Here is a 26,017-nt window from a genome sequence, read left to right on the forward strand (position 1 = left end):
AAATCAGAGTTTTTAAATTAATTATAAATAAAGAAAATATAGGGAATTTAGCTTAAATATGGATAAATTTTAGCTAGGGTTTGTTAGGGGGAATTTAGGGTAACTTTAGGGGACTTGTCTCTTCTCCCGCCTAGTGGAACTTAATTTCAACATCTTAAAATAGTTAACTTTTCTTGCTGGATTTATCCAATTTTTAAAAACACTAACACTCTGAATTAATTAACTTTTTATAAAGACCCTATTTCCTCCTCCCCACCAAAAAGAGGAGGAGGTCTCCCCAGCCTTTTCAGGCTTCCCAGAGGAGACCCCCCACTCATCATGCTTATCCATCTATCAATTCGATAACTCAGTAAATCTTCCTCAACCCTCCCCTGCCCCGCCCAGGATAATCCGCTCTTGCCATCAGCCCTCCAAGGCTCAACGACTTGAAGCTGAACAGCATATCTGCGGCCCCCTTAGTCAGGCTCAGGTTCGGCTGCTGCAACGCCACACGATTCTTGGCAATGCTCAGTTTTCCTTCATTCTCCCACGCCTTCAGCTCTTCCTTGAGCAGGGCGTCTTTCCGCTGGTCTATCCTGCGGTCAACGTCCTGGCCCATCTGCTCCACCCAATAGCCCACGGCCATGCTGAGGCAGTCCAGCCGGTCATCATGGGACAGTGCCCCACGATCTCTGGTGATTCTGCTCATCTGGTACATGAGCTGGTACTTCAGGGCTTTCTCAGGCGGCATCCCCTTGGTGCTTTCTGTGTAGTCCCAGATGACCACGTTCCTGTCCACAACCAGCTTATGCTGACTCATGACAGGCTCAAGGGTGTCGATGATACGGGCTTCCTTCTGCTTGCTGTGCTTGACCTCTTCGATCATGCAGGGATGTTCCCTGGTAAAGAAGGGTGAGATGAGCTTGGTGAACATACCATCACCAAAGTTACCTTCGATGATGACGTGATTCACCCCTTGCACCTTGGCAAGCTTAACGATGTCCTGAAGGGTCTCATCACTGTACCCATCACGATATGCTCTCATGGCTGTCAGGTAGAGGAACCCGTTGAGCATCTTGATGACGCACACAGCGGTTTCGTCAGAGCCACGCCCGGATGGGTCAATCGCCATCACAGACCCGGTGTATGGAATCCACGCACCAGACAGAAACGCGGCAGAATGGTACCTGTCTCCGTTCAAACCGACACAGGGTATATCATTGACCACGTTGCCGATTCCAGAGGCCCAGATGGGCTTCTCCGGGGCATCTGAGACGCCGCAGCCCATCACGATCAGGTCACTGAGCTTCAGGGGGTAGCGGTCAGCGTCACTGAGCCTTGTGTCCAACATGAACTGAAGCTGGAACCCAGAGCGCCCGTAGGACAGCTCACGCTCCAGCAGGTCATCATCAGTAAATCTTCGGGGGTCAGTGGATGTCCCCACCAGCTCCGGGCGTCCACGCAGGCGCTCAAGGATGTAGGGGGCCAGCCGACCCTGCCCATAGTTGGCAAGCTGGTCATCAGCCGGGTAGCGGGCAGGCCAGATACGCACGGCATAGCCACGATCAGGCAGGGAGTTGTAAAGGCTCTGCTCTGTCTGGGGGGTGCCGAGGTAAGCAATGGCACCACCGGGTTTAATGATGGCGTCAAATTCCTTAACGGCTTCCGAAAGCTTGTCACGCATTGCCTGCGTAAAGCTGTTGCCGGGAACCTCAATATCGTCAGCAATGATGATGTCGGCACGGCCACCAGTGATCTGGCTGAAGATACCCTTGGAGGTCACTGAAGGTGCGTGGTCGGCCTTGGCTGGGCCAACGTCAAAGGAGAGCTTTGAGCACCGCTGGTCAGCTCTGGGCATCAAGCACTGGAGTACAGGTATCTCAGTGATGAGCCTGAGGCAGAATGTGGTGAAGTTGTCAGCTCGGTCTTTGGATGCTGACAGAATCATGAACTTGAGGTTGGGGTTGATACGAAGTTTCCATACAACGAAGGCAGCGGCAATCCAGCTTTTGCCCATACCACGGAAGGCTTCGTTCACTGTACGGCGTGGGCCGTTCTGAAGGTAGTTTGCGAAGTCCAGCTGTATCGGGGTTGGGTCAGGAAGGTTGAGATGCCGCCACACCATGACAAGGAACGTTCTAAAATCTCTCAGTTTTTCAGGTATCGGTGGGTAATTGCTGGGCAGAACGCCCATATGTGTCCTCCTGTGAAAAGGTGAAAAAATGCCCCGGAACCCTGTGACGTGAACAACGTGTCACGCTTCGGGATTCCGGGGCAGCAGGGGCCAATTCTGGCCGATTTTATGTGGTTCTGGTTAGTTCAGAAGACCGGGCGAGATTCCCTCCCCGGCTTCATCCTCCTCAAACGTGGGCAAATCCCTGGTGATATCGTTCATGTCGGCGTTGTTACGGCCAACACAGTCAATCCCGTTATCCTTGAGAAACTGCCGTATGGCATTGAGCGTGGCAGGAGGAAGAGGCTCACCAGTTGCCCTGCTGTTACTGAGGACATCCTTGAAGTAGGAAGCCATCAAGCCATGCAGGTCAGCAAGCATATCCTCAGTACCACGCCCGTTGTAATCGTCAGGCATGTGTGGATGTCCTTATGCTTTAAGAAGTTGTGTGATGGAAGGGAGTTTTGCGTTCAAAAGAGCGCCAAGGGCTGTGCAGATGAGAAACCAGATCACCCTGTCCACCCACTTGGATGACCCTTTGGAAGCCGCTTGCTCCAGCTCTACCGTATGAAGACGCTCAAACAGGTTATTGAGCTGGCTACGGAACTGCTGGGCTTGCTCCTCAAGGGTGGCATTGGATGTCAGGATTTTCTTCAGATCACCAAGGGTTTCTTGAAAGGCTTTGATGGCAGTGTTGATAGCGCCAAAGTCGGATTCATGGGAACAGGAATGTAATGCGGCAGGTTTTTCAAGCGACAAATGAGTTCCTTTGGTAGCTCAGGTTATAGTGCTGGTGGTAGGTGTTATACCGCGTAGAAAACCGTGATGGCCTGTACAGCATCAGCAGTCGTTGCAGCATCCACGGCGGCAAGCAGCTCGGCACGGCGTTCTGTGTGGATTGCCAGCAGGGTATTAAAGCCGTCAGGGTCATCGGCTTTCCATGTTTCTACGGCGCGATAGACCGTAAATGCGCTGGGTGGAGTGCTGGCACTGGGCATTGTGAGGCTTGCAGTCATGGCTGCGTCAAATCCAGCATTGATTGCATTGCGTTTGACGGCCCGCACCTCGGAAAAGGTGGGGCATGACGGCCTGTTGAATGTAATACTGCCGTCCGCGTTAACTTTGGTGTTGCTCGGCCCCACCAGACTCTCATAGCCAGCCATGCCAACGATGGTGATTTCATCTGTGGTAAGTTCAACACCCCCAAGCGCAAGCATTTTGGCAAGGTCGTCAGCATTGTCCACATTGCAGCAATGATCTGCAAATTTGATAATATGTATCATCAGTAGCCTCCTATTGTTCGGCGTAGAGTACACCGTTCAATGCAGAAACATAGATAGTAACAGTTGTTGCATTTGGGAGTAGTTCCATCTCTGACGATCTATTGATTCCTCCGCTATTACCCAAGACTGTATCAACATGCGTTATTGCTAATCCGCTACTGTTACCGCCATAAGTGCAGATAGTCGAAGTACCATTAGCTGAGTCTACAGCCTGCAAGTATATTTTAATGGGTATCCATGGCACAACTCCGGCTATTGCCCACGCACCTGTAGTCGATCTTGAAGCAAGACCAGAAATAGGCTTTGCTACATTTTTAATAACTGATCTTGCGGCCCCATCAATATTGCTCAAATCCACGTTTGCTTTGCCCGCCAGACCTGCCATGTAATTCGACCAGTCGAATACGCTGGCGCTGTTCTGCGTGGAGGCCAGAACCACAAAATGCCGCAGGCGTACCTGCTCAGTAATGACTGTAGAAACATCATTTCTGTACGTGGGGTTGCTGCGATTCGCGTCAAGCCCGATAGAGTTCCAGCCACCACCCGATGTTTGACCAAACCCAATGCCACCTGAACCTGTTGAGTATAAAGCTCCTGCTCCATAAGCTCCAGTAATCGCCTGAAACCCCAGAGTGCTGCCTGTAATATTCGGCAGTCCAGCCTTTACGCTCTTGCCAAGCTCTGCGGCACTTGCTGCCTGAGTGATGGAATCGCCGTCTTTCAGCAGCGGCACCTTGAACTTCTGGGCTGTTGTGTCCAATGCGAACCTGGCACAGTTGCCCGTCAAGGCCACCTGGGCGGCAAAGGCCGCATAGGTGCAGGTGAGCAGTTTGCCGCCAGCAAGATACGTGTCGTAAAACTCCCTGAACTGCTCACGCGTGTACTCGCCGCCATTGGCCGGAACCGCGCCGTTGGGCACGTAGCTGTCGGCGCACAGCATGGTTTGGATGCTGCCGATCAGCGTTGCGCTGAGGGCGGTGATGCCCCCCTCAACCCCATTCAGGCGCGTATCCTGCTGGATGTCTTTTGCTTCCACAGCGTCCATGCGTACTTTCTCTGTCACACTGAAAGCCTCAAGGCTCTGCACACGGGGAATCCAGTTTTCAGGCAAGGTTTCTTTTGCTGCTTCTGCGGCAATTCGGGCCTCAGCAGCACTCTGTGCTGACGCCACCGCGCTGACCTCAGACTCTCTGGCATGCTGCCCACTTATGGTCGCCTGCCCAGAGGCCAGCAAGGCTGAAGAGTTTGCGCCTACAGCGGAGGCTTCTGCCTGATTTGCCTTCACTGTAGCCTGAGCCAGAGCGTCATCAAGGGCAGGCTGTATGACCTGCTTCCAGGTACGGAAGTTTACAGCATCGGTGTCAGCTACCGCATCACCAACATTTTTTATAACACGACCTTGGGCGTCATACTTGAGATCATGGCTGTCAAGGCGCATCTGCTCATCAGCCACATCCTGAGTCTCCTGAGCAATATGGAGAAGCTGACGGGTCTGATTGTCCAGATCACTGCCACTAAGTACAGAACCGTCCCTGTATCCGGTAACGGGGGATTCCTTCTCAGTGTCTCGGTAAATATACACTGTGCTTCCTGCTGCCGGGGCCACAGCCAGCTTGATGCTGGCATTTGTCAGCCACTCTATAGCATCAGAAGCAACAGGTTCTTCTGCCACCACCACCTTTACGAAGCTCTTTTTGATATATTCAAACGGAACAGTGAAGATGGTAGTGCTTCCATCACCTGTATAGGTGACGCGACTATATGCCATATGGGCCTCCTCGTTAAAATGAAGAAGGCCGGGTGATGTTCCCGGCCTCCGTATGTTAGTGGATAAGATTTTCAAGCAATGTTTGCTGGTTATCCTTGGTCATTGCACCAGCCTTGCTGGCTTTTCTATTGATCTTGGCCTGCTTAACCTTCTCCATGATGTCAGGATATTCCTTTTTCAGTTGGTACTCTGACAGATCACGGAAATTCCTGATGATTTTGTTTACAAGATCACTTCGTGGAGTAGGTTGTCCGGGTATGCCATCACCCAGGCGCTCCCGCTTGATGTCATACCCTTCGGAATTCATGACAGTATGAAGGACATCATACATGGACTTGCCCTCAACCTTCATCCCCCCATGCAGTTCACAGAGGCGGGAATACTGCTCTGCGGCCAGGGGAACTCCCTCAATCTCCCTGGCAGGTGCGCCGGTTACGGAGGAGCCAAGCCGAAGCAGTTCCTCAAGGACACCATCATGCTTCTGCGGTTCTTTGATATGCCCGGAGTACAACACCGGTTTCCCGGTCAGCCAGCTCATCTTGGGGGGCAAATCCTTGGAAAAGGCAGAGGTGGTGTTCCGCATATAGTCCAGCCACGATTCAGTTTCCCTCTGCTGCGGGTCGCCAAAGTTGTTCTTGTGCCAACGAAGGGCACCGGAGTAAGGCACGAAAGAAGCTGCGGTTGTCTTTAGGTAGTGATCCATGTAACGCTGAGGTTTTGTGATGGCATTCATGGCATCAGAAACGTCACGGACATATTTGTTGTCGCTCAGGTTCTCTGCAACAGCCATAAGAACGCCTGTCATGGCCTTCATCACAGGCTTGCTAACGTCAGAATTCCCAGCACGATCATAAGACTCTTCGCTGACATGGTTGTAGGCATCAACTGAAACGCTGAGAATAAGTCCAAAGGGGTCAAATTGACGATATTCAAGCCAGCTATCTCCAGCCTTTATAGAGTACGGTTTTATCCCATTCTCCTGCCACAATGCCTTCAGCTTCGGGTTTTCAGGGTAAGCCCCTGTCACCCTTCCTTCTGCGGCCATTTGCACACCTGAGGTGATAAGGAGGGAACCAGTAGCAATTCGCCCAAGGGCATCCGCCCTGGCTTCTCCCCCCTCCATGATAGCGGCCCGCACCCGGCTGGACATAAGGGCAGCAGGGTTGTGGCGCATGACATCATAGAAAATATTTATTGGTTTTTTGATAAATGGAAATAGAAGCTTGAGAGAAGCGTGGTTGTTTACCCCCTGCTGCAACCACCCCCCAATGGAGTTACCTTCAAGAGGCGAAGCCCATGTGGCATCTCTGGCAAAGTCCCAGGCTTTCTTGGAAAGGTCACCCTGTATGATTAAGCCGTTCGCATCAAAAACGTCTTTCAGCCTTGCAGAAGCATATGCCTCAACGTCCTTACCCTTTATGCCCTTTTCAGCAGCCTCGTTTGCAATGTCAGCATAAAGCTGCCCTCTGAATGTCATCTGTTTGAAAAACTCATCTTCAGCAACTCCAAGGCGGGACGAGATACGGGTAACAGTACCCAGCCAACCCATGCTCCGGGCCATGAGCTCCTGCATCGGGGAGAGATCCGCACCTTCGGGTTTTCCTTTGAGCAGTGAGTTGCGTATCCGCTCATAACTGAGTTGGTGTGTTTGATGCTCAAAACGATTACCGGCCTGATCAAGAATGTTATCCCCAACACGCAATGCCTTACCTGCAAACTCCCAAGCTGTACCCACACTTCCTGTCATTCCCCGGAGCATGTTCCAGCCAGACACCAAGGATTGCTTGTCGAACGTCAAGGCACCGCCGATCATTCGTTCCACGGGCTTTACCAAAAAACTGTTCATACCCGTAACAGCTATGTTTGCGATATGCTTCACCGGGTCGGATGAAATGTTATTCACCCGCATTTCAACCAAAGAATCTATGACGCTGAACTCAGGCTTGAGCTGCTTCAGTACCCGCACGTTATTGATGGGATTGTCCGAGACTATGGTGCGCCTCGCGACATCCATAATCATTTCCCTGGAAATACCAGACTTCACAAGGTAATCAACAGCGCCAGCTTCAGTCATGTTTTCAGCACTGAGCCACTTACTGAAGAAGGCGTCAGAATCCTTGGCTCCACTCATGGAGTGCGCAAGCTCATCACTTACCCCGGTGCCTCTGCTCCCCAACATGCGGTCTGTCACCGTGCGCAGGTCGGCATTCAGCGTAACAAATTCCTGCATGTTCTTTGAAAGCATGACAAAACGTGCAGCATCCAGCGCGGAAGCAGTGCCATTGTTGATCTTGCTGGCAAGGGTCATGGAGGCATCACACAGGTTGTGCATGACCGCCCTCGCCGTCAGCACGTTTTTCTCTGCCTGATTGATGCTGGCCAGGGCTTCCTTTCCTTCATTGAGATTGATGTCATAGGTAAAGCCCATCTGCTTGACCTCATCAACCGCGCTGGAGACAAGCTCTGAATACTTCTCCGGGCCAGCCGCCTTGATGGTGTTCTCTGCCTGAAGGTCACTGAGCTTGTAGAGGATGTGAGACCCCCCGGCTTTATCAAACACCTCATGGTTGAGGTTGATGCCAGGGTGTACGCCAGAGAGCGGGTTTTCCTCTTTTGCGGCCTCACTGACGATCTTCAGCACATCCTTGGCCGGTGCAAGGTTTTCCGGGCCAAGGGTGCTTTTGGCTGACTCTTCGCCAGAAGCAGAGGTGCCCCCGGCAGCAGGTTCTTCAGGTTTGGCCGGAAGACCGTCTGGGGCTGCCTCATGACCTCCCTCAGGCTGTGCTCCCGGCTCTTCTGTAGGTTTCCCTGTGCTTCCCTCAGGCAGTGAAGCAAGCTCATCTGCGGCAGCTTGCGGCTTTGCTCCAGTTTCTTCCGTAGGCTTTCCTGCTACCCCCTCAGGCAATTCAGGGGCTTCTGCTGTGGGCTTCCCCTCAATAGCCTGTCTGTCAGCCAGAACCTTATTCAGCTCATCGACATCCTTGGCATACTGCTCAACGCTGTAGCGGGTATTCGCCTTTCCCCAGAGGGTCTTGGCCCCGCTTCGCAAACATTTCAGACCAGCGATAATAACCTCTGCCGCCGCCCCCAGACCCGCCCCCTCCACAGCCATCTTCGCCATGGATACTGGAACCGAGTCATCAGGTTTAGCTTGAAGCATCCCGGTAAGAGGATTTCGCAGTTCAGGAAATTGCTCCATAAAGTTGGAGAAACGCTGCTCCTGACGGTCAAAGAAAACCACGTTGGCAGCAGCGTCCCGCCCAAGGGCAAGTGCAGCTTTACCGCCAACAGAAGTAACGCCCTTTCCAAAAGCCCCGGCAGTACCAGCAGCCCCGGCAAGCAGGAATCCCGTGCCCCATTGCGTGAATCCTTTGGTAATCCCGCCAACAATACCTTCAGGATGGTATTCTGGAAACTTGAAGGGGGCATCCTGTTCAACAAACTTCGCCTTGCTCCAGCCTTCCTTGAAAATATCAACAGCAAACTTACTGGTGCTGTAGGACAAATCCATAGCTTCATTGAGCGCAGCCACCGGGCCACTATTGAACCCTTTAATGGCTTCGGTGATGTAGCCTATGGTGCTTTTGTCGCCTTCGATGGTGGCTTCTATGGGGGTGGCTTGGGGAGGCTGGGGATTATCCCCCAGCTTATCCCAAAGGTCTTGCGGGAATCCCTCAGGGGCTACATCCTGACCGCTGACTTCAGAGGGCTGTTGGATAGGGGATGAAAGAGGAGGCTGTTGTTCACCCCCCTCAGATGCAGAAGGGATTCCTTCAGCTTCATTCTGCGCCTCAGGAATCCCCGTTTGTGGTTGTATATTTTGCTGTATATCAGGTGTTACCTTGAGTTTTTCGTCCATTATTACCTCTTTCTATTGGCATTTATGTAGTTGTTAAACTCTGAAAACTTATCCGGGTGAGCGCCCTTCAACCACAAGGCTGCTTCCCTTTTATCCATGTTACTCACAGAAGGGGGAGCATTGGGAACATTTTGTGCAATCCATGATGAAACAACAGTGTTTGGAAGTCTTTCAGGAGAGCTGCTGCCGACAGTATTCTGAACTTTATTCTGTGGCTGCTGGCTGGTTACGTTTTTCTGTGAAGTAGGAACCTGCACACCATTTTCATCTGCCTCCCCGGTTTTCCCATACTTCTCACGAAGCTGGGTATTTACCTCACTGAGAATCTTGGGCTGTATGGTGGTGTAAAACTCCTGAGTCGGAGATTTCTTATTCTTATCCACATACTCAGCCCGCGCAGCTTTCATTTTGGCGTTCGCCAATTGGCTGGCCTCAAGCCCTATCTGCTGCTCCTTCGACAACCCCGCAGAAAAACCGAATGTCATTGCATTGATGGCATCCATCAAGTCCTTCTTGTCACGGGAGAACATGGAGAACGCCTTCGACATTGTATCTTTCAATGAAGAAGTGAAGTGTGTTTCTTCCTCCTTCTTTGACTTAGAGTGCCTGTCGTACAGGTCTTCAGCGTATTCCCTACCAAGTACAGGAGCCACGCCCGTGATGTCCTCATTAGACAGCTCTCCAATGTCGGCCATCATACGGTAGCCAACAACACTGACCTGATGAGCGGGGGCATCCTTCTGCCCTGTGTACTGCGACTGATGCCACTTGTTTATATCAGCAGCAAAAAGAGGCTGAAGGCGTTTGGGCACACCGGCTTTATCCATATTGTCAGGAGTTGGAGGGGCACCGGTATCCCATTTCATGACACCTTCCCCAGCCCAATAGTCCTTCTCAACCTTCCGGTCATGCTCCTGCTTTGCCCACCAGTGGCGCTCATTGGAACGGGCTTCTTCAATTCTGGCACGTTGCCAATGGTCGATTTTTTCTTGCGCTCCCGGCAGGGAAGAGAGAGGAACCCCATCAGGTGTCTTGATGGCGTCCAGAGCTTTGAGGATTCCAGGCTGTTTGCCATACTTGAAGTAGGCAGCCTCAACCATTTTCAGCCCCATCTCACCTATATGGGAATTAAGGACACCGTTTTTGGCAGCCTCCTGCATTGTCCCTTCAATAGTCTGTGCCATGTTGGGGAGGGTGTGATGGTCTGTGCTGGGGTCTCCAGGCACGGCTCCCCCTGTGGAGGGATTAAAAGCCGCACCTATCTGCTTCATGCCAAGATCAGTGAACTGCTGCATGGCAATCTTTTCGTTTTGCTCTTGCAGGTAGGTGTTGTGTTTATTCAGCAGCACAGCCCTGTTCTTGAACTCAATGGGGCTGAAGTTTTCAGCCAGTGTCAGACGATCTCCATAAGCATCAAGATTATTGTCCTTACGGAACTGTTGGGTGAACTGCTGTACCCACTGGCTCACCTTGGCAGGGTCACGTTCGTTGACCATGCCGCTCTGCACAAAGGCGTCTTCCATGGCAGTCCCCTGGTCAATTGCCAGTGACTTCAGGCGGGCCTGCTCATACCCTTTTTGCAGGTAGGGGTTCATCCCGCTGTCCTGCGGGTTGGCCTCAACGTAGTCCTTCCAGTTTGTTCTGTTTTTATCCTGGGCCTCATTCTGGGAAAAGAGTTCTCCACCTCTTGCTATGGCCTGCTCAATCTTCCTGTCCTGATATTTCTCCAGAACAGGAATGAGGGAGCTGTCCACTGCTGCCAAGCTTTTAGCCAGCCTGCCCATGTCGTTACCGGCAAGGTTATCCCGCTCAACATACCCAGGGCGGGCCTCATCATAAGTAATGACCGAAGAAGCTCTTACTGTTGGCGTGAGACCAGGGGAGACATTGAGTTTTGTGGCAATCGCAGGCTGTGAAGACCTACTTTGTTGAGTCATGTTATGGCTCCTTCTTTGCAATTGTTTACGTTAACAGTTCATTATTTTTTGTATTTAAGGTGTTGACCATACGCATCAACGGCAGCACTACCAATGCCAAGCGCCGTAGTCAGGAATGTGTTTGGGGAATTTACCCCAGGAGACACATAGTTTGCCTGTGAGTTAATCCTGTTCTGTGCCTTGTCACGCATCCCGGCAATATTGATTTCATGACTTACAGCATTCATGTCATACTGCTGCCTGAGTGAATCCTTACGAACACCCTCCTGCCGGTCATAGTCAGCCATGAGCATAGTCAGCGCCCCGCCTGCGGCATTGGTAGAAGCAAGCATGGTGCCTTTCTTTTCCAAGGCTTCCCGCTGGGTCTCCTGAATTTTCTCGCTCGTTGCCGCCTGTTCCTGCATCTGGGTAATACGTTCAGCCGCAGACTGATTGGCATACTCCTGCACTGCGGCTTTATTGTTCAAATTAGACGCACGGGCATACTCAGCCGCTTGCGCTGATTGATATTCAGACTGAGCTTCAGCCTGCTGACGCTGCTGTTCAGCGCTTGCCAGAGACGTTGCTGTGCCTATCACCATAGTTGCAATAGGAATACTGAAAACACCCCCGTCACACATAGATTCTGCCCTCCTTTGTAAAGTAGAAGTATATGGGGCCGTCCCCGGTGTCCGGTAATTCCTGGGCACCAAGCCAGCGCAGCCAGCGCCGGATTCTTTTGTTCTCCCGGCGCGTTACATTATGGATAAAACCCCCGGAACTCAGACTGAGGAACCAATCAAGAACAAGGGGACAGGCATGGAGAAACACCTCCCGTTCCTCCTTTGTTTTCAGAAAATCCCTGTGGAACAAAACCCAGGCAATGCCCGGATAGACCACTCCCCCCATTCCCACTGGATGCTCAGGTTTCCCCGGCATGAAAAATGTCACGCAGGTTGAAGAAAGACGGAGGCTGAGTTTCAATGCTTCTTCGGGGGTACGGCCATAGAGCTGACGGATATCTTTGCAGTCATCCTGGCGTAAATTGTCCTTGAGGGCGGTGATGTCGCTTTGGAATGCCTTGCGGGTGAACGGAAGCAAGGCCATTGGTATTTCCTGCATTCCTATACCCTCTGGTCTCTTGTGTTGTAGAACCCTTCCCAACTGGCGTTGACCACGGCAAAGGGAAGAAAGGCGTCAGATTCAACCTTGATTGTCACCTGCGTATTCAAAGACAGGATTGGGCACTTCACGGTTCCTGTGTACAGCGAGATGTAGCCAAGGCGGTTAGCACCATGCCCTAACTGCCGCCCCGTGAACACGTAGGTGCTGGTTTTTCTGAATGCGGGCGTTACCAGCATTTTCAGATACCCGGTGTTGGAACAGTTGAGAGTCAGGTTCCTGAGTTGCAGACGCCCCGTGGTGACGGCGTTGCCTTTCTCGGATTCCCTTATGGCGAAGGTGCTGAAGGTGTAGGATGACGTGTAGGGTATGCCTGCATAAAGAGCCTTCCCGGTCAGCCTTCCGGCCACAATAAAGGTCTTGGGGTCGGATGGGTCGGAGGTCACAGAGAAAACCTCGCCACTCCCGTTTGCCCCCGCTTCAACAGGCCGGGTGACAACAACGGGAACTTTCCCAGCAGGTACAGAGTAAGGCAGGGTTATTCTTGAGGTGTTGGATGCCACATCATATTCACCAACAACCAAGGATGCCTCTGTTATCTTGCGATCAAGGCAGAACTCAAAATCACTGTTCTCGTCCTTATGCCCTGGCGCAAAGTCCATCACTTCAAGGTACACCCCATCCTCATACTGCATGATGCAATAGCATTGCGTATTGATGAAGAAAGCAGCCAGCACATCCCCGCTCATATCAAAGCGGAACCATGCTGACTGAATCTTTTGGCTACCATTCCAGAAATATTTGTAAACCCAGATGGAGGAACGAATCTCCTCCCCAAGCGCCAGCAACACGTCTTCCCCGGTGGAACACACCAGAGAACGTATATGACCCCTGATATATCTGGGCACATGGGCTGTGACATCGGCGGCATCGTTCTGGTCGCTGGAGTCTGGCAGGGTTATGTATTCCCTCAGGCCACCAAATGCCCCCTGCTCGGTAGCGAAAAAGACTGTCTTGCCTGAGGAAACAGGCACTACCTTGATGGAGGCTTCAAACTCCGTTACCGGCTTTACGGATACCGTTGCATTGGAAAGCGTGGTATCGTGTTCAAGGCTGAACTGGCACTGGTCGCTGAACATCAGCAGCCCGCCTGAGAAGATTGCGGCACTTTCAAGGGTATTGCTGCGCACATGCGAGGCGGCAACGTCAATACGGTCAGAGTCCACCATCGTGGTCACTGTGGTGGGGAAGAAGTTGAAGAACTCCCCCACTTCACTCATGACGACATTTTCTTCCGACAGGAAGGACAGGCGGTTACGGTAGAAGAAAACACTGTTGATCGTCCTCCCCACAAAGGAAGGCATGGCAGCCGAATCCTCATCCCCGCAAGTTCGCTCTGTCCACTCAAGGGTTTTAAACTCAAACGTCCCGTCAGCATTGCGCACAAGTGCGTGAGGCATGGTGGCGGCATTCAGCTTGTAGGGGATTCCAGGCTTTACTGTTTCCTTCCACAGTCCAGTGCCGAAGGCGTCATTGTCGTCTGTAGGTTCAAACTGACAATAGTAGTTGTCAAAGCTTGAGGATGAATCCCCATATATCTCTACGGTAAAGCCTTTTGGGGCAACGGTGGGCAGTTCAGAAAAGCGCTGCACCTTGTTTTTGAATACCGATATATGCGTGTTGGAACGGGTGTCTTCTGCCTTGATGACAAATTCCGTCCCATCCTTTTTGCGAATCCATATGGTGTTGTTCTGTGCCTGGATGGAATAGGCATCGGTAGTTAGCTGGTTTGCCAGACTTTCCGCAATTTCCTTGGAGGATAGCTTGTCTGCCGGTTGATCTGCCGGAGCAACGCCGTCAAGGGTAGTAAAGGAAACTGTTTTTCCATCAAGGGTTACATAATATGTTGTGTTGTAGCTGGCCTGCTTGATGAAGACCAAGGCTTCGGCCACACGCTTTGGTGCAAGCTCTGAACTCTGCTCCACAGATTTTCTGCGGTTAAGAACAAAGGTGTAATCATTGATGGTCAGGAACCGCAGGTCTGTTTCCGGGTTCACGACATTACTCAGATAGGCCATTGCATCTGCTGAGGCATTTACGGTTTTCTTCTGCCCCCGCAGGTCAAAGACCTCAATACTGGAAGCTGTGAACAGGCAGGTGTACTTCTCCTGCTCATCCCTGTTGATGTGATGCTCTGCGCATCCGTTGGAAAACTTTGTATCCCTGAGCTTGGCTATGTGCCTTGTCGCTGGTCTGCGCCGTAGAAAGTCGGTCACAGAGCTGTAGCAGTTTATCTGCTCTTCTGCCTGGGTGGGCAGGCGCACATTCCAGGGTTGCTGGGACACGCCGGAAATAAGGTTGGGGATGTCAGCGGCGATAAGCTTGCCCATGCCTATCTCCTCCTGCCACGGTACCGCAGCGCTGAAGACGGACGCCATGTTCCCACCGGGGGCAGCGTTCCGGTCAGCATATTGGGCCTGTCCTGCTTGCGCTCTTCCATGAGCATCAGGGCGCGGGCGCGGGCTTCATCCACTTCTTCAAAGCCAGCCAGGGTGCTGGAGCCGACAGTGCGGGCCTGAAATACCCTGAGCGCCCGGATGCTGATATACCTGCGCGCCGCTTCAGGGAGGTCTTCAAAAGGAAGAAGCAGGGTTATGGTCACAGAGAGCGTGGTTGCCTTGTCGAAGATGTACGTGTGGTTGATGCGGTCATAGACCTTGCGCCCACGCATGGTAAGCTCACGGTCATCAGGCTCACGAAACGCCACTCGCACGATGGAAGGGTTAAGGGTTATTCTCCCAGAGGAATCCGGGATAAGCGGGTAGTTGTCTTCAGTGTTCCACTGGTAGCCGTCAAGCTGCACCGCCTTGGAAATCTCAGCGAGAATTGCATTAGCCACAGATACATCAGCAGTTACTTCCTCAAGGGAGTTAACCGGTGTTTCGCCAATACCGAAGAGCATGATGTTGACGGCTTCAAGCTCCGTGGTGGGCGTGACGAAGTTAGCGGAAGAAGAAACTTCCGACATAAATCATGCCTCCTTATTAAAGGACGAAAAAAAGGGGCACCCCCGAATATACGGAGATGCCCCTTCTGTTTGTTTCTTAGTCCGGCTTTAGCCTACTGCCCACATTAGGCAGTGGCCTTGCTGACCTCAATGGCGCAGCTAGGCCGCAGGATGCCGTGGCCCATGGCGTACTTCGCCACCATCATCGTGGACTGATACATGATGTGGAAGTCGTCACCGGACTTTTCCACGGTCAGGTCTTTCAGCTTCACGGTGCCGATGGCTTCCTTCTGGAGAGCCAGGGCAACAGTGTTGCTGAAGTCACCGATGTAGTTGTTCTTTTCGCCAGTGGTGGCCGTGGTGATGTTGGTGTTGGGCAGGTTGTTGGACTTGATGATCTGGAGGCCAGACACCTTCAGCACGGTGCCGTCAGCGTAGACGCCTTCACCGCCCCAATCCCGGTTCAGCACCTTGGTGGTCTGGGCCAACAGGTAATACTGCGCGGGACGCACGATGAAGGAGCGCTCCCATTCAAGCACGTCCTTTTCGTCCCAGGTCTGGGCGCAGGCGAACATGGAGTCAGCCAGCACTTCACCGTCAGTGGCAACAGTCGGGCCTCCCTTGATGACCGCACCACCCGGTTCATCGTCAATGATACCAGCGCCACGGGCGGCAAGCACGGCCACACGCATGGTCTTTTTGTCAAACTCACGGGCCAGCGCCCAGCCGAGCTGCTTGGAATACTCCTGGCGCACGTCATAGTGGTTCTTGGCGTCTTCCAGGTCGTAGATTGCCACGTCAGCAATCAGCAGATCGTCAATGTTGATGGTGCGCTCATTGGCGGCAATCTGATTGCTGCCCAGGATGGCGGTGCCGGGAACGTGATAGCGGGCAGTGGCCTTGCCAAGCACGGCGAAGGAAGCGGACTTGCCGTGGTCAATGGTACGCATGCGGTGCAGGTCTTTCATGATGTTCACTTCGGCGTAAGCCGTCATGACTTCACCGGTGAAGACCTTCATGAACATTGCATCGGCTTCACCAGTTTTGTTGGCCTGACCAGGACGGGAAAGATTGAGAGTTTCAGCCATGTAGTTGGATTCCTCCAAAGGAAAGGTTGATGAATTAAAAACCAAGCCCAAGCATGCCAAGCAGCAGGGTCATGATTTGATTGAGTGCGGAGGGGGGCAGGTTCTTCACAAGATCGGGAAAGAACAAAGGGATGACGATAAGCCGACCGGCCACTTCCCATGCGAACAGCAGGGAGAGCAGCCAGCCAAGGAAGCTGCGCCAGAGACGGAGGCGTGAAGCCGGGGCACCAGCTACTTCAGCCTCGTTGATGCGAGACTGAGCTTCGTTGGTTTTGCTTCTGTCAGGGATGATCTTTCCGAGAAGAGTGCTGCCGATGCTCGCAAGAAATGACCACATAGGGTTCCTCTGCGGTAGCCGTTGCCCCGCAGCCGGGGCTTACGGATAGCGACAGTGATTGTGTTGGTTAATTACCGTGCAACCAATTGCTGTCTTTATCCGTAGCTTCCTGCGTCACAACGGCTAAAGTGCGTTTTGGCAGTGTTGGCTAGAAGATGACCACTTCTCCTGTGAGGAAATAATGGGATTCAGATTTGCGTCTTTTGGTCAGGCCGGAAAGCGTCTGTGCTACGCCATTAACCTTGGCTTTGTCCCACCTGAGCATTTCTTTGGCGGCATCTTCCCAACGCTTTTCCTTGATGCGTTTCAGCATTGTGGAGGAGGAAAGGTTGGTTGCGCCAAGGTTGAACACCCATGAGGCCAGGGCTTCAAAACGGCGCGCCGCAGCAGCCAGATCATCCGTATCCTGCAAGACATCTCCTGCCAGCCGCAGCACATCCATACCGGCTTCGGCCATATCCCCCAAAAGCAGGATATTGGCTTCAGCCTGGGTTATGGGCTTGGAGGACGCGGAGACGCCTTTGGTATGGCCGTAGCCGATAGTCCAGACGCCAGCGGGGCATCTGTAGGGGGCAGGATAAAAACCTTCGTAGTGCTTTACTGCTGCGAGAAACGGGGAGGCTGTGAGCTGGGAGACGCTGAGAACGATAGCGATAAGGACACCTCCTATCAGAAGAAATTGGAGTTCCCGGTTTTCCGCTCCACTTCACGGGTGTACGCCGGGTCTTTACCATAGCGCGGGTCGCGCATGGCCTTGGTCATTTCAGCAGCCGAAGCAAAGCTGCCGCCTTCGGCGCTGCTGGAAGAAGATGCCTTGCCCTTGATGATCTGCGGTTCCACGCCCTCTGCATCCCGGTAACGGGAGACAAGGCCGGAAACAGCAATCTTTATCATTGGCTGGCTGCCGGAAGCCATAACGGAATTGAAGGCTTCAATTTCGTCCTTGGGGAGGCTCTTTTCAGCCCAGGCAGTCATGGCCTTGTACTGGTCAGCGCCGCCAGCCATGCCGGTAACTTCACCCACGAACTGCTGAAGGATGGCTTCGTTGCCCTTGATGTAGGCATCAACGTAGTTCTTGCCGATGCCAGCTTTTTCCAGGGCCGCATAGGACTCTTCGGAAAGCCCCCCATTGGCAAGGTATTCCTGCTCAAACTGACCAAAATCAAGGCCGGTCTGCTTGAGGGTTTCCGTAGCCTCCTCACGGGTGGCCTTGGAAACCTGTTCAATCAGGGCAGCTTCACCCTCAGGCTTCTTGGCGCTGTCCTCAGCGGCGGCTTCTGTCCCTTCCTGAGGGGCCGCAGTGGTTCCCTCGCCAGCAGGAGAAGCAGAGCCAGTGCCGCCAGCGGTTTCTTCAGCAGCCTGTACAGCCTTGGGGTCTTCAGCGCCTGCCACTTCATAGGGGGCTTCAACAGTATTGGTCGGGTCACTCACGTTGTTTCCTTTTGTTTTTTGCCGTTAGCTGTGGAAGACGGTAAGTTTGCCAGTGGAGCCAATCGGCTCACCCTTCTGCTGGGGCTGGGTGGTCTTGGTAGACGCCGCGCCGGGATTGCTGGTGGTAACGGTGGGCTTCTGTTCGCTGGAAGTCTTCTGGGGTTCCTGTGCCTGTTCGGCCATAGGGGTCTCCTTTTATTCCACAGGCTCAGTGGCCTGCTGATTTTGCTGGTTCTGAAGCATTGCGCCACCCTGGCGTATGACCTCAGGGCCAAGTTTTTCCGTCATCATCTGCTGCTGTGCCGCCTGGGTTTGCTGCTGCTGTGCCTGCTTCATTTCCTCTTCGGTCTTGATGAGTCCTTCAGTGGCAATGCCCATAGAGGCAGCAAGGCGCATGATGGCGTTAGTTGGATTCACATAGCTCATGAAGGCTTGCCCAAAGGTGGCCTGACCAAACTTAAAAAACTCAACCAGCTTGGTTTTGTCATTCCCCCTGCCTATGGCTTCAAAGCCAGTGACGATGGAGGGGGCCACAATATCCTTGGGCAACTCAGGAATCCGGCGCTGCTTTGTCATGGCAGCCATGCGGCTACGGATGTAGGGCAACTGAAATTCCTGAGAAATAACGGTATAAACACCGCCAAGACCGGATTCCAATTCCTGAGCGATAATACGAATTTCCTCAGCCGTAACACGTTCCGCGTCCCGTCTGATGCCATCCATCATGAGGAAGGCTGTTTTGAGGCTCTGCTCAAGCGCCTGAATCTTTGTGGCTGTGACTTGAAGATCAGCGCCCTTCTGCACCTGTAGTGTGGTGACATCCTGGGCATTGCCTTCAAGCACCGCTCCGTTCTCTGCTTCAGCCACAGACTTGGCAGAGGTAAACCCATTTGGATTGGTAAAGAACAACATACGGGCTGAAACAACGGAACCTTCAACCAAAGCCTGATTCAGGGATTCAAGAGAGTTCAGGTCGCCTATCTGCTGTTCCACAAAGGAACGACCATAAGGCTCACCCGCCACCGAGTACATACGCACCGGAAACCAGGGGCATTCGTCAGTCTTGTAGCTGCCAGATGTCCCAGGCACCTTCTGGCCCATACACTCCTGATGAATCTTCCACTTCTTCCCAGCCAGCTTGAGGTGGGTATAAAGCTCAACCTCGCATTCCTTACCCCCGCTGCCGCCGTCTGCTTCTGTAAGCTTTTTCTTGGCAGCATCACCTATGGGGCCGGAAAGCTCCTTGAGGTTTTTCAGGAAAGCTTCAGGCAGGGTGTTGATGGAAACATCTTCCCTAACAATGATCTCCACAGCCTTGCCCATTGAATCCCTGTCCACCACAAACCGGGACAGGGGAAACATGCGCAAGCCATCTTCCTTGTCATTGTGGTAAAGAACATTGCCGCCAATTATGAGGTGCATGTTCCCTTCATTAACCACCGGACGGTCAGACGTGGATTCAATGTCGGCCAGAATTGCCTGCTCCACACGCGACAGAGCCTTGTCCATCTTTGTGCGGAACTCCTTGTCTTCCTGCTCCTGCTGCTCTTCCAGAACCATATTGTTCACCCGCAGTCTGAAGCAGGGTTCGTTGGGCGGGAGCATGGTGAGCAACAGCTTGGAGGCAAGGTTGGTAACGCCATTGGCTCCAACGCTCTGAAAAAGTGAAGGGAGCTTCTGGCCTTCCGGCGTATCCTGAGGAGGGATGAGGTAAGGCAGGGTCAGTGCGGAGCAGTCCCGCGCCCGGTCAAGATAGGGCTGCCTTACGACTTCCAGCGTGGCATACCTGGCTGCGGTGGTTCCTTTTGCGGCATCTTCGGCTGTTGCCGAACTATTGGGGGATTGAGAGGCCACTTGTTCCTCCCGCAGCACCCATGTTGCCGCCGCCAAGGTTCAGGTTGATTTTGAGAGCAGAGGTGCCCTTGCGCTGGGTCTCCCCCGTCTTGCTCCGCTTGGAGCCTTCACTGGTCACAGGGGCTTCAGCCACCTGTTCAACAGGGGGAGGTGTAGCCGCCACGGTTGGTGCAGCTACCGATTGTACTTTAGGGGAGCTAACGCCCCCACCACCTCCGACACACACTAGGCATTCCTCCTTTATTTGAGGTTACTGGATTACCCCTCCCCTGTTCTGCTGCCTGTCAAAAGCTGCCCGGAGCTTTCGCACCAGGGCGCGTTCACCGGCGTACATCCAGATTTGCCTTTCGGTATCCAGGATGTCGGGGCAGCGTTCAGGGATGGTTTTTTCAAGCCATTCCACAAGTTCCCTGTTAATGGGAACATCACTGAGATTTGTGGGGGTTTTACCCGCCAACACGACAGGATTCATATGTATTCTCCTCAATTTTCCATACGTTCTGGTTTGCAGAGGCCAGCTTGAGAGGGGCAGAAGAAGCATCATATATAATGATGGACTTAGCCTCTCCTCGCCGGTACTCCCCTGTTTTAACGAAGTTGAACCACGGGAGGAGGTTTTTGGGCACATCCTCAATACCTCCCCCTGTCCACAGCCAGAGCGCCAATCCTTCAGGCATGGCATGGCGTAGCGCCTTTATGAACTCAGCAGCATCAACCATATCCGGCTGACACAGCAGATCACCGCCAAGCACCCAGACGTGCTTGAACATCTGGGTGCCCAGCTTGTACCTGTTATCTCTGAGCCATTCAGGCCAGCGCCTTCCTTTGCCGAAAGACTGAGATTCCGGGTTGTGGCATCCGGGGCATTTGCGCGTACACCCGGCCACATACACTTCAAAAGCTTGGTGGGCCGGGTTGTACTCAGTGCCTATAATGCGGAGCAAAGGTTATTCTGCCTTGTGGTAGAATGTACGGTTGGGCCAGTCATGTTCCCGGCGCGCTGCGTTCCAGTGCTTTGTGTTGGTCAGAAAGCCAACCACGCGGGTGAAGGTATCGGTCACTTCCGCACCGCAGACAGGACACTTGGGAGTATCCTTACCCACCGTCATGTGGCCGTTGGCGCACTTGTTGATGGCGTAGTTCACGGCGAAGTAAACAACACCGCAGGCTGCGGCATGCAGCACCAGGGCTTCCATGGTTTCGGCCTTCTCAATCTGCTCACCAACATTGAGGTGGCAGATGGCCCCGCCAGTGCAATAGCTGTCCAGCTCTCCCTGAATGCGAATGCGGTCAAGGAGGTCAACACCTTCTTCCCACAGGGGGATGAACTGGTTGGAATACAGGGGATAGCCCTCAGGGTTCAGCCCCAGAAGGCTGTCCTTCTTCGCCAGCTTGACCGCAGAGGATTCACCGGGCACCTGCTCCATATTGTGCGGGGTGCCCAGCAGGCCGGTCTGCAAGTCGTTCACGGCATTGATGGTGCCGAGAATGCGCTTGGCGGCGGCAAGCCCTTCAGGCTCACGAATGTCGTAGCCCAGAATGTTCAGGGCTTCGTAAAGGCCGGTGAAACCGCAGGTCGAATACTGGTGCTTCAAATCCATGAAACCCAGCGAGTACAGCGGCAGGCTGCCACGTTCAATACGGTCTTTGATGAAGGTGCGCTTGGCGTGATTGATGGTAGCCACAAGGCTGACGGCCTGAACGAGGATTTCACACAGCGACTTCAGGGCAGCTTTGTCATCTTTATCGGCGGTATCTGCGTTGGCCTCCCGCGCCAGTGCGGGCAGGTTGAGAGTACACACACCAAGACTGCCGATCTTGGTGCTGCCAGCCCCAAACGAATTGGCATAGCCGAGGTCGTTGATGTTCGACCGCAAACGGCAGCAAGACGAAAGGGTACTGGTCTCGCCAATGTAGAAGTTGATGAAGCCGTACTTCAGGTTCTTTTTGGCGACCATGCGCAGGAAGGCTTTATCAGCAACATGCTTACCTTCCTGTTCATCGTGGGCCAGAGAGAAGCAGGCTGTCACCACCGGGAACGTGGCAGGGTCACGGGATAGGACTTCGTTGAAGCAGTCCAGAAACATTTCCTGCACAGCCTGCACGGTGGCAAGCTTGGGGGCAGCGCCATTGATGACGTAAGACGGGAGCAGCTTTTCAAGGAAAGGCTTGTCGTAGATGCTGACATTGGTGAAGGGAGACTGATTCCCCCGGAACTCCCAATTCAGGGTGTAGATCAGGGAGGTCAGGCATTCACCAATGTACGTCCACACTTCTTTCCTGTTGGTGCCCACGCATACATGGTTGTCGTAGTACGCACGGCAATCCTTTTCGCCATCCAGAATCATGTCCACATAGCGGGAGATGACAAGCAGCATGTCGGCAAGGCCAGTAGCACCGAGGGTGCTGTTGGCGGCGTACACCGTGAACTGCTCCACCTGCCGCAGCAGGGTCGAAAGGCTTTTGGGAGGCACGATGTCGAGACGCCCGCCCATCTTCAGCCCTTCCAGGGCAATATCCAGGGTTGAGTAGTTGAAGCAGTACGGACGGCCAATGTCCCAACTGTCATTGATGTAGATGCGCCCGGTCAGTTCCGCTTCAATCACAACGTCAGCCGCTTCAATGCTTTCAGCTTCCCGCACGGCATTCCAGAGGTTGTACAGGGAGTTCAGCTTCATGAGCGGCTTGGGCACTTCGTAATTGAAGGTGATGACATCCCGGCCTGTGACGTTGGCGTTGGGGTCAATGGAATGGTCAGCCGTGGCTGAACCCTTGCGGTTGGATGTGCTGAAGTATTCCCGGCTTGTGTGGTTGATGTCGAGCTGGCTTTCATGAATGCCCTCCAAAAGAAAAAGCCCCGCAGGATACTTCATGCGGAGCCTTTCGATCAGGGCTACAAAAGCCTCATCGTATGTTTGAGGGAGGAGCAACGGCAAGGTTATTCCACCTCCATGTATTCTTCGGGATTGAGCATGGCCTTGATGTCGGGCAGGTTGCGTACAAGGTCGCGTTCCTTCATGTCGATGACATCCAGGGGGAAGTCGGGGGTGACGGTCTTGCGGCGGGCCACGCAGATTTCCTTGGGGGTCTTCAGATGGACAACCTTGATGTCGTAGCCCATGTCTTCGGCCAGACGCGCCCAGCGCTGCACATAGGAGGTACGCACGGTGCTTTCATCAATCACCACGTCCAGACCCCGCAGCATGTGAGCGCGGGCCAGGGTGTAGAGCATGCCATGAATCTGCTGCTCCAGCGGGCCATAGAACTTGTGGCCGTGGGCCATGCGCAGATCATCAGCGCAAAGCACCTGCACACCGGCAGGGACAAAGTTGGTATTGACGTAGGTGGATTTGCCAGCGCCGGGAAGGCCCAGCATAATAAACATGGTGGGTTTCTTGGTCACAGTTTGAGTCTCCTGTGTTGCGTGTCTTTTGATTAAATGGAAACAGGGGTGTTTCTGACGATGTGTGTGAGGTCGGGGGCTTTGTAGTTCGGCCCCTTCAGAACCTTGCCGTCTTCGCGTTTGACCGGCTTGCCGTCAGGCCCAAGCTTGCTCATGTTGGATTGGTGAACCAGCCGGAAGGCAGCGTCCAGATCAATGCCGATGCGGGCAGCCAGCCAGTAGGTGACGTAGAGGAGGTCGGCCAGTTCCTTGGTGAAGCGTTCCTTGATGACTTCAGAGGGGGCCACACCTTCCCACCAATAGGCCCGAAGGTTGGCAGCCTCTACCTCCAGCTCTTCCAGCTCTTCCTTAATGAGGTCAATGCCAAGATCAATTCCCGGCATGTCATCAAAGTCCTGGCAGACGGGCTGGCTCATGGCCTTCATGAACCGAGCCACAAGGGCGAGGTTATCTGTGCGGTCAGGCATTTGTTTCTTTCTCCTTTACCTGCTGGATAAGCCGCTCCAGATACACCTTGGCCTTCTGCAAATCCTCAAGGCCGTTTTTGGCATCGTGCCGCATGACGTACTTGATGATGTTGCCGGTCAGGAAGTCGAGCTTGTTTGCGGCTATGAAGTCCAGAGGCTGAATCTTGAACCGGGAGTAATAGGAAGGGCTGGTGGGGGTAGAGGGAGCCACAGGTTTATCCCTTGGCTCATAATCTAAATAGCCAGACAAGACACAACTCTTGCATGGTTCTTTTCCCAGCCCCATAAGATGAGCATTGCGGCATGTGCTGCATTCTACTCTGGTGCCCACAGCTTCACCTCCCGCTCCTTAAAGTCATAATCCCCTTCCCGCAGGATACGAGCCATGCGGGCCATAAGCAGCGCATAGTCTTCCCCGAAGCCAGCCTTTTCATAAGCCGACACAACCACAGGCCACATAGCCTCAATGGTCTTGGGGACATCCTTCAGAGCCTTTGCCGCTGTGGCAGGGCCGAACTTGGGGCAGCCGGGGTAGCCATCTGTTGCATCCCCCATGAGGGTCTGCATCATGAACCAGTAGTCAGCATCTTCAACGCTGATTTCGTGGACACCCTCTTCGGGGTGCCCCAGATTGAAGAACTTGCCGGGGATGGAACGGAGGTCTTTGTCGATGGAGACGATGATGGTTTCCCTTCGTCTCTCCGGGTCAGTCGCAAGAATGCCCATGACATCATCAGCTTCCAACCGGGGCAGCACGGGTGTCTTGTGAGTGTTGCTGTTGATGAAGTGTTCCCTCAAGAACTTCAGGGCCACAGGCCGGGGCTTCCCGGCGCGGTTGCTCTTGTACTGAGGGAAGATAGCCCTGCGAAAGTTGTTGCCACCTTCATCGGAGAAACAGAGCAGGCAATTGTCGCTGCCCAAGGTTTCCCTGATGAAGTTCAGTTTGTAGTTAAAAGCCGAAATGGCGTCCGTAAGATTGCACTGCGGAAAGCAGGAATCATCATCAAAGCAGATGATCTTCTCTGCCCCGGCGCAGGCTTGGTAGGCCACCACGTCAGCGTCAATGAGAAGGAGAGGTGTAGGCACGGGGTAACTCCAGTTGATAAACAGCTTTGTTGTCATGAATCAGCAATAGCTTGCCGATGCAGTTTGAAACCACAGGGGTACAGGCGAAAACTACTCTTGTTGAGTAAGGGTTCGATAGCGAATGCACCGCATCCCAGCCTTTAAAATCAAACGTGACTGTGATTAGGAGTTGGTTGTTGCGCTCATCAAAGGAGGCTCCAACAACTTTAATGTGGTCGCCAGGGACGGATATCCAGAATGGGCCGCGTGGGGCGCTATACTCCACCCAATCAACAGCGTATGTTTTGGTTACTCGCTTCAGACGGCAAAGCTCTGCTTCCCTGCTCATCATGATGAAACCCCCGGTTCGTACACGGCCCTGAAGTCGTGAACCAGCCAGAGCTTCCCGGTGTAGCCACCAAGAATCGAAGCATGTGCAAGAACCAGCTCTTCACGTTGGATGGGTGTGTTGAGAGAGGTAGCGTCTGGTTCCCAGCTCAGATAACGCGGCTCACATTCGGTGGTTATTACCAAGCAGTCCCTTGATGAATCAAAGGACATGGCAACTATTTTAGGGTTCTTACCCAATGTTGCGAGGCGAAACTGGTACATCCCACGGAACCTCTGCCAATCCACACAGACCGTTTTCCTGGTTAGGTACCGCCCATCAGAAAGGCGGCGCAGGCTCATGCTCTCTTCTCCTGCTCTCCCCCAAACTCAAACAGTTCGGGGTATTTCAAGTTCCCATACAGGTGTCGGCAGAACTCACGCCATTGCGGAAGCTTGTGCTGGTTACGCTGTATGTAAACCTCTCGCAGCACTGCATAGTTGCATGTGATTACACGGCGCTGAAGAAAGGACATAGGCAGATTGTCCAGCAGCTCATCAAATTTTCTGAGCTGCCGCAGTTCTTCCAGGTGATTGAGGAGGGTGTACCAAATGGGCCTGTCAAAACAGGCTTCGGTAAGTGGAGTCTTCAGAAGCGTGTGCATCTTGGATTCCGACTGAGCCACGGTGCCAATCTTGTAGGTGTCGAACTCAGACCAGAAATACAGGGGTGCCTGAATATCCAGATAAACCGTAATGGCCCGCAGAAACTTATCGTGTCCGTTGCCTTTACCGCTCAGGTTGGAGGCCCGTTCATACATAGCCACCCGAAGCTCTCTGGGGAGCGGGGATGAATAGCCAGAGGTTTTCCCAAAGGAAAAGCCGAGGCCAAGAAGGGCTTCATCAAGGCCGTATTCACTGATGATATGAACCCACAT

27 protein-coding genes are annotated in these 26,017 nt (G+C 53.2%); all 27 read right to left on the reverse strand.

What is annotated here, in order from left to right; genetic code table 11:
* Positions 1-346: 346 nt before the first annotated feature.
* Positions 347-2,173, reverse strand: coding sequence for a phage terminase large subunit (terL, locus tag RDK48_RS05320; RefSeq protein ID WP_298996918.1), 1,827 nt, complete (start codon positions 2,171-2,173; stop codon positions 347-349).
* Positions 2,174-2,293: 120 nt separating this feature from the next.
* Positions 2,294-2,569, reverse strand: coding sequence for a hypothetical protein (locus RDK48_RS05325; RefSeq protein ID WP_298996916.1), 276 nt, complete (start codon positions 2,567-2,569; stop codon positions 2,294-2,296).
* A 12-nt stretch (positions 2,570-2,581) separates the two neighbouring features.
* Complete coding sequence (locus RDK48_RS05330; RefSeq protein WP_298996914.1) at positions 2,582-2,911, reverse strand: hypothetical protein; 330 nt, start codon at positions 2,909-2,911, stop codon at positions 2,582-2,584.
* Positions 2,912-2,955: 44 nt separating this feature from the next.
* Positions 2,956-3,435, reverse strand: coding sequence for a hypothetical protein (locus RDK48_RS05335; RefSeq protein ID WP_298996912.1), 480 nt, complete (start codon positions 3,433-3,435; stop codon positions 2,956-2,958).
* 10 nt (positions 3,436-3,445) lie between these two features.
* Positions 3,446-5,203 carry a phage tail fiber protein gene (locus RDK48_RS05340; RefSeq protein WP_298996909.1) on the reverse strand — a complete coding sequence of 586 codons (1,758 nt, stop codon included), beginning with the start codon at positions 5,201-5,203 and terminating at the stop codon, positions 3,446-3,448.
* A 55-nt stretch (positions 5,204-5,258) separates the two neighbouring features.
* Positions 5,259-9,062: a hypothetical protein gene (locus RDK48_RS05345; protein ID WP_298996906.1), complete on the reverse strand. Its 3,804-nt coding sequence runs from the start codon at positions 9,060-9,062 to the stop codon at positions 5,259-5,261.
* Between the two features lie 2 nt (positions 9,063-9,064).
* Complete coding sequence (locus RDK48_RS05350; RefSeq protein ID WP_298996903.1) at positions 9,065-10,999, reverse strand: hypothetical protein; 1,935 nt, start codon at positions 10,997-10,999, stop codon at positions 9,065-9,067.
* 41 nt (positions 11,000-11,040) lie between these two features.
* On the reverse strand, positions 11,041-11,619 hold the full coding sequence (locus tag RDK48_RS05355; RefSeq protein WP_298996900.1) for a hypothetical protein: 579 nt from the start codon (positions 11,617-11,619) through the stop codon (positions 11,041-11,043).
* A complete protein-coding gene (locus RDK48_RS05360; protein ID WP_298996898.1) occupies positions 11,612-12,085 on the reverse strand; it encodes a hypothetical protein in 474 nt (157 codons plus the stop codon). Before RDK48_RS05360 ends, RDK48_RS05355 begins: the two co-directional genes overlap by 8 nt.
* Positions 12,086-12,102: 17 nt before the next feature.
* Positions 12,103-14,490: a hypothetical protein gene (locus tag RDK48_RS05365; RefSeq protein ID WP_298996895.1), complete on the reverse strand. Its 2,388-nt coding sequence runs from the start codon at positions 14,488-14,490 to the stop codon at positions 12,103-12,105.
* A 2-nt stretch (positions 14,491-14,492) separates the two neighbouring features.
* On the reverse strand, positions 14,493-15,128 hold the full coding sequence (locus tag RDK48_RS05370; protein ID WP_298996893.1) for a hypothetical protein: 636 nt from the start codon (positions 15,126-15,128) through the stop codon (positions 14,493-14,495).
* A 104-nt stretch (positions 15,129-15,232) separates the two neighbouring features.
* Entirely contained in the window at positions 15,233-16,195 is a 963-nt protein-coding gene (locus tag RDK48_RS05375) for a phage capsid protein (protein ID WP_298996891.1), read from the reverse strand.
* A gap of 34 nt (positions 16,196-16,229) precedes the next feature.
* Positions 16,230-16,532 (reverse strand): hypothetical protein, encoded by a 303-nt coding sequence (locus RDK48_RS05380; RefSeq protein WP_298996889.1) that lies wholly within the window; start codon positions 16,530-16,532, stop codon positions 16,230-16,232.
* A gap of 148 nt (positions 16,533-16,680) precedes the next feature.
* Positions 16,681-17,205 carry a lysozyme gene (locus RDK48_RS05385; RefSeq protein WP_308587834.1) on the reverse strand — a complete coding sequence of 175 codons (525 nt, stop codon included), beginning with the start codon at positions 17,203-17,205 and terminating at the stop codon, positions 16,681-16,683.
* Positions 17,202-17,963 carry a hypothetical protein gene (locus RDK48_RS05390; RefSeq protein WP_298996887.1) on the reverse strand — a complete coding sequence of 254 codons (762 nt, stop codon included), beginning with the start codon at positions 17,961-17,963 and terminating at the stop codon, positions 17,202-17,204. The genes RDK48_RS05385 and RDK48_RS05390 overlap by 4 nt, the downstream gene beginning before the upstream one ends.
* Positions 17,964-17,987: 24 nt before the next feature.
* A complete protein-coding gene (locus RDK48_RS05395) occupies positions 17,988-18,146 on the reverse strand; it encodes a hypothetical protein (RefSeq protein WP_298996885.1) in 159 nt (52 codons plus the stop codon).
* A 12-nt stretch (positions 18,147-18,158) separates the two neighbouring features.
* Entirely contained in the window at positions 18,159-19,817 is a 1,659-nt protein-coding gene (locus tag RDK48_RS05400) for a portal protein (RefSeq protein WP_298996882.1), read from the reverse strand.
* Complete coding sequence (locus tag RDK48_RS05405) at positions 19,795-19,980, reverse strand: hypothetical protein (protein WP_298996880.1); 186 nt, start codon at positions 19,978-19,980, stop codon at positions 19,795-19,797. The genes RDK48_RS05400 and RDK48_RS05405 overlap by 23 nt, the downstream gene beginning before the upstream one ends.
* Positions 19,981-20,067: 87 nt before the next feature.
* Positions 20,068-20,289: a hypothetical protein gene (locus RDK48_RS05410; protein ID WP_298996877.1), complete on the reverse strand. Its 222-nt coding sequence runs from the start codon at positions 20,287-20,289 to the stop codon at positions 20,068-20,070.
* Positions 20,264-20,761, reverse strand: coding sequence for a 4Fe-4S cluster-binding domain-containing protein (locus tag RDK48_RS05415; protein WP_298996874.1), 498 nt, complete (start codon positions 20,759-20,761; stop codon positions 20,264-20,266). Before RDK48_RS05415 ends, RDK48_RS05410 begins: the two co-directional genes overlap by 26 nt.
* Positions 20,762-20,764: 3 nt before the next feature.
* The gene (nrdD, locus tag RDK48_RS05420; protein ID WP_298996871.1) at positions 20,765-22,690 is read right to left on the reverse strand and encodes an anaerobic ribonucleoside-triphosphate reductase; all 1,926 of its coding nucleotides are present in this window, start codon (positions 22,688-22,690) and stop codon (positions 20,765-20,767) included.
* Positions 22,691-22,755: 65 nt separating this feature from the next.
* Positions 22,756-23,220 (reverse strand): ATP-binding protein, encoded by a 465-nt coding sequence (locus tag RDK48_RS05425; protein ID WP_298996869.1) that lies wholly within the window; start codon positions 23,218-23,220, stop codon positions 22,756-22,758.
* Positions 23,221-23,252: 32 nt separating this feature from the next.
* A complete protein-coding gene (locus RDK48_RS05430; RefSeq protein WP_298996866.1) occupies positions 23,253-23,687 on the reverse strand; it encodes a hypothetical protein in 435 nt (144 codons plus the stop codon).
* Positions 23,680-23,898, reverse strand: a complete 219-nt coding sequence (locus RDK48_RS05435) for a DUF3310 domain-containing protein (RefSeq protein WP_298996863.1) — start codon at positions 23,896-23,898, stop codon at positions 23,680-23,682. The genes RDK48_RS05430 and RDK48_RS05435 overlap by 8 nt, the downstream gene beginning before the upstream one ends.
* Before the next feature lie 104 nt (positions 23,899-24,002).
* Positions 24,003-24,773 carry a hypothetical protein gene (locus tag RDK48_RS05440; RefSeq protein ID WP_298996860.1) on the reverse strand — a complete coding sequence of 257 codons (771 nt, stop codon included), beginning with the start codon at positions 24,771-24,773 and terminating at the stop codon, positions 24,003-24,005.
* A complete protein-coding gene (locus RDK48_RS05445) occupies positions 24,748-25,104 on the reverse strand; it encodes a hypothetical protein (protein WP_298996857.1) in 357 nt (118 codons plus the stop codon). The genes RDK48_RS05440 and RDK48_RS05445 overlap by 26 nt, the downstream gene beginning before the upstream one ends.
* Before the next feature lie 334 nt (positions 25,105-25,438).
* A complete protein-coding gene (locus RDK48_RS05450) occupies positions 25,439-26,017 on the reverse strand; it encodes a hypothetical protein (RefSeq protein ID WP_298996854.1) in 579 nt (192 codons plus the stop codon).

Origin of the sequence: uncultured Desulfovibrio sp., assembly GCF_902477725.1 — a bacterium.
In the GTDB taxonomy this organism is placed as follows: domain Bacteria; phylum Desulfobacterota; class Desulfovibrionia; order Desulfovibrionales; family Desulfovibrionaceae; genus Desulfovibrio.

Coding starts and splice junctions, on each gene's coding strand:
- RDK48_RS05430 (WP_298996866.1), bottom strand. CDS start 23,687: ATGCCTGACCGCACAGATAACCTCGCCCTTGTGGCTCGGTTCATGAAG.
- RDK48_RS05410 (WP_298996877.1), bottom strand. CDS start 20,289: ATGAATCCTGTCGTGTTGGCGGGTAAAACCCCCACAAATCTCAGTGAT.
- RDK48_RS05325 (WP_298996916.1), bottom strand. CDS start 2,569: ATGCCTGACGATTACAACGGGCGTGGTACTGAGGATATGCTTGCTGAC.
- RDK48_RS05345 (WP_298996906.1), bottom strand. CDS start 9,062: ATGGACGAAAAACTCAAGGTAACACCTGATATACAGCAAAATATACAA.
- RDK48_RS05335 (WP_298996912.1), bottom strand. CDS start 3,435: ATGATACATATTATCAAATTTGCAGATCATTGCTGCAATGTGGACAAT.
- RDK48_RS05450 (WP_298996854.1), bottom strand. CDS start 26,017: ATGTGGGTTCATATCATCAGTGAATACGGCCTTGATGAAGCCCTTCTT.
- RDK48_RS05340 (WP_298996909.1), bottom strand. CDS start 5,203: ATGGCATATAGTCGCGTCACCTATACAGGTGATGGAAGCACTACCATC.
- RDK48_RS05445 (WP_298996857.1), bottom strand. CDS start 25,104: ATGATGAGCAGGGAAGCAGAGCTTTGCCGTCTGAAGCGAGTAACCAAA.
- RDK48_RS05365 (WP_298996895.1), bottom strand. CDS start 14,490: ATGGGCAAGCTTATCGCCGCTGACATCCCCAACCTTATTTCCGGCGTG.
- RDK48_RS05380 (WP_298996889.1), bottom strand. CDS start 16,532: ATGTGGTCATTTCTTGCGAGCATCGGCAGCACTCTTCTCGGAAAGATC.
- nrdD (WP_298996871.1), bottom strand. CDS start 22,690: ATGAAGTATCCTGCGGGGCTTTTTCTTTTGGAGGGCATTCATGAAAGC.
- RDK48_RS05375 (WP_298996891.1), bottom strand. CDS start 16,195: ATGGCTGAAACTCTCAATCTTTCCCGTCCTGGTCAGGCCAACAAAACT.
- RDK48_RS05395 (WP_298996885.1), bottom strand. CDS start 18,146: ATGGCCGAACAGGCACAGGAACCCCAGAAGACTTCCAGCGAACAGAAG.
- RDK48_RS05370 (WP_298996893.1), bottom strand. CDS start 15,128: ATGTCGGAAGTTTCTTCTTCCGCTAACTTCGTCACGCCCACCACGGAG.
- RDK48_RS05360 (WP_298996898.1), bottom strand. CDS start 12,085: ATGGCCTTGCTTCCGTTCACCCGCAAGGCATTCCAAAGCGACATCACC.
- RDK48_RS05355 (WP_298996900.1), bottom strand. CDS start 11,619: ATGTGTGACGGGGGTGTTTTCAGTATTCCTATTGCAACTATGGTGATA.
- RDK48_RS05350 (WP_298996903.1), bottom strand. CDS start 10,999: ATGACTCAACAAAGTAGGTCTTCACAGCCTGCGATTGCCACAAAACTC.
- terL (WP_298996918.1), bottom strand. CDS start 2,173: ATGGGCGTTCTGCCCAGCAATTACCCACCGATACCTGAAAAACTGAGA.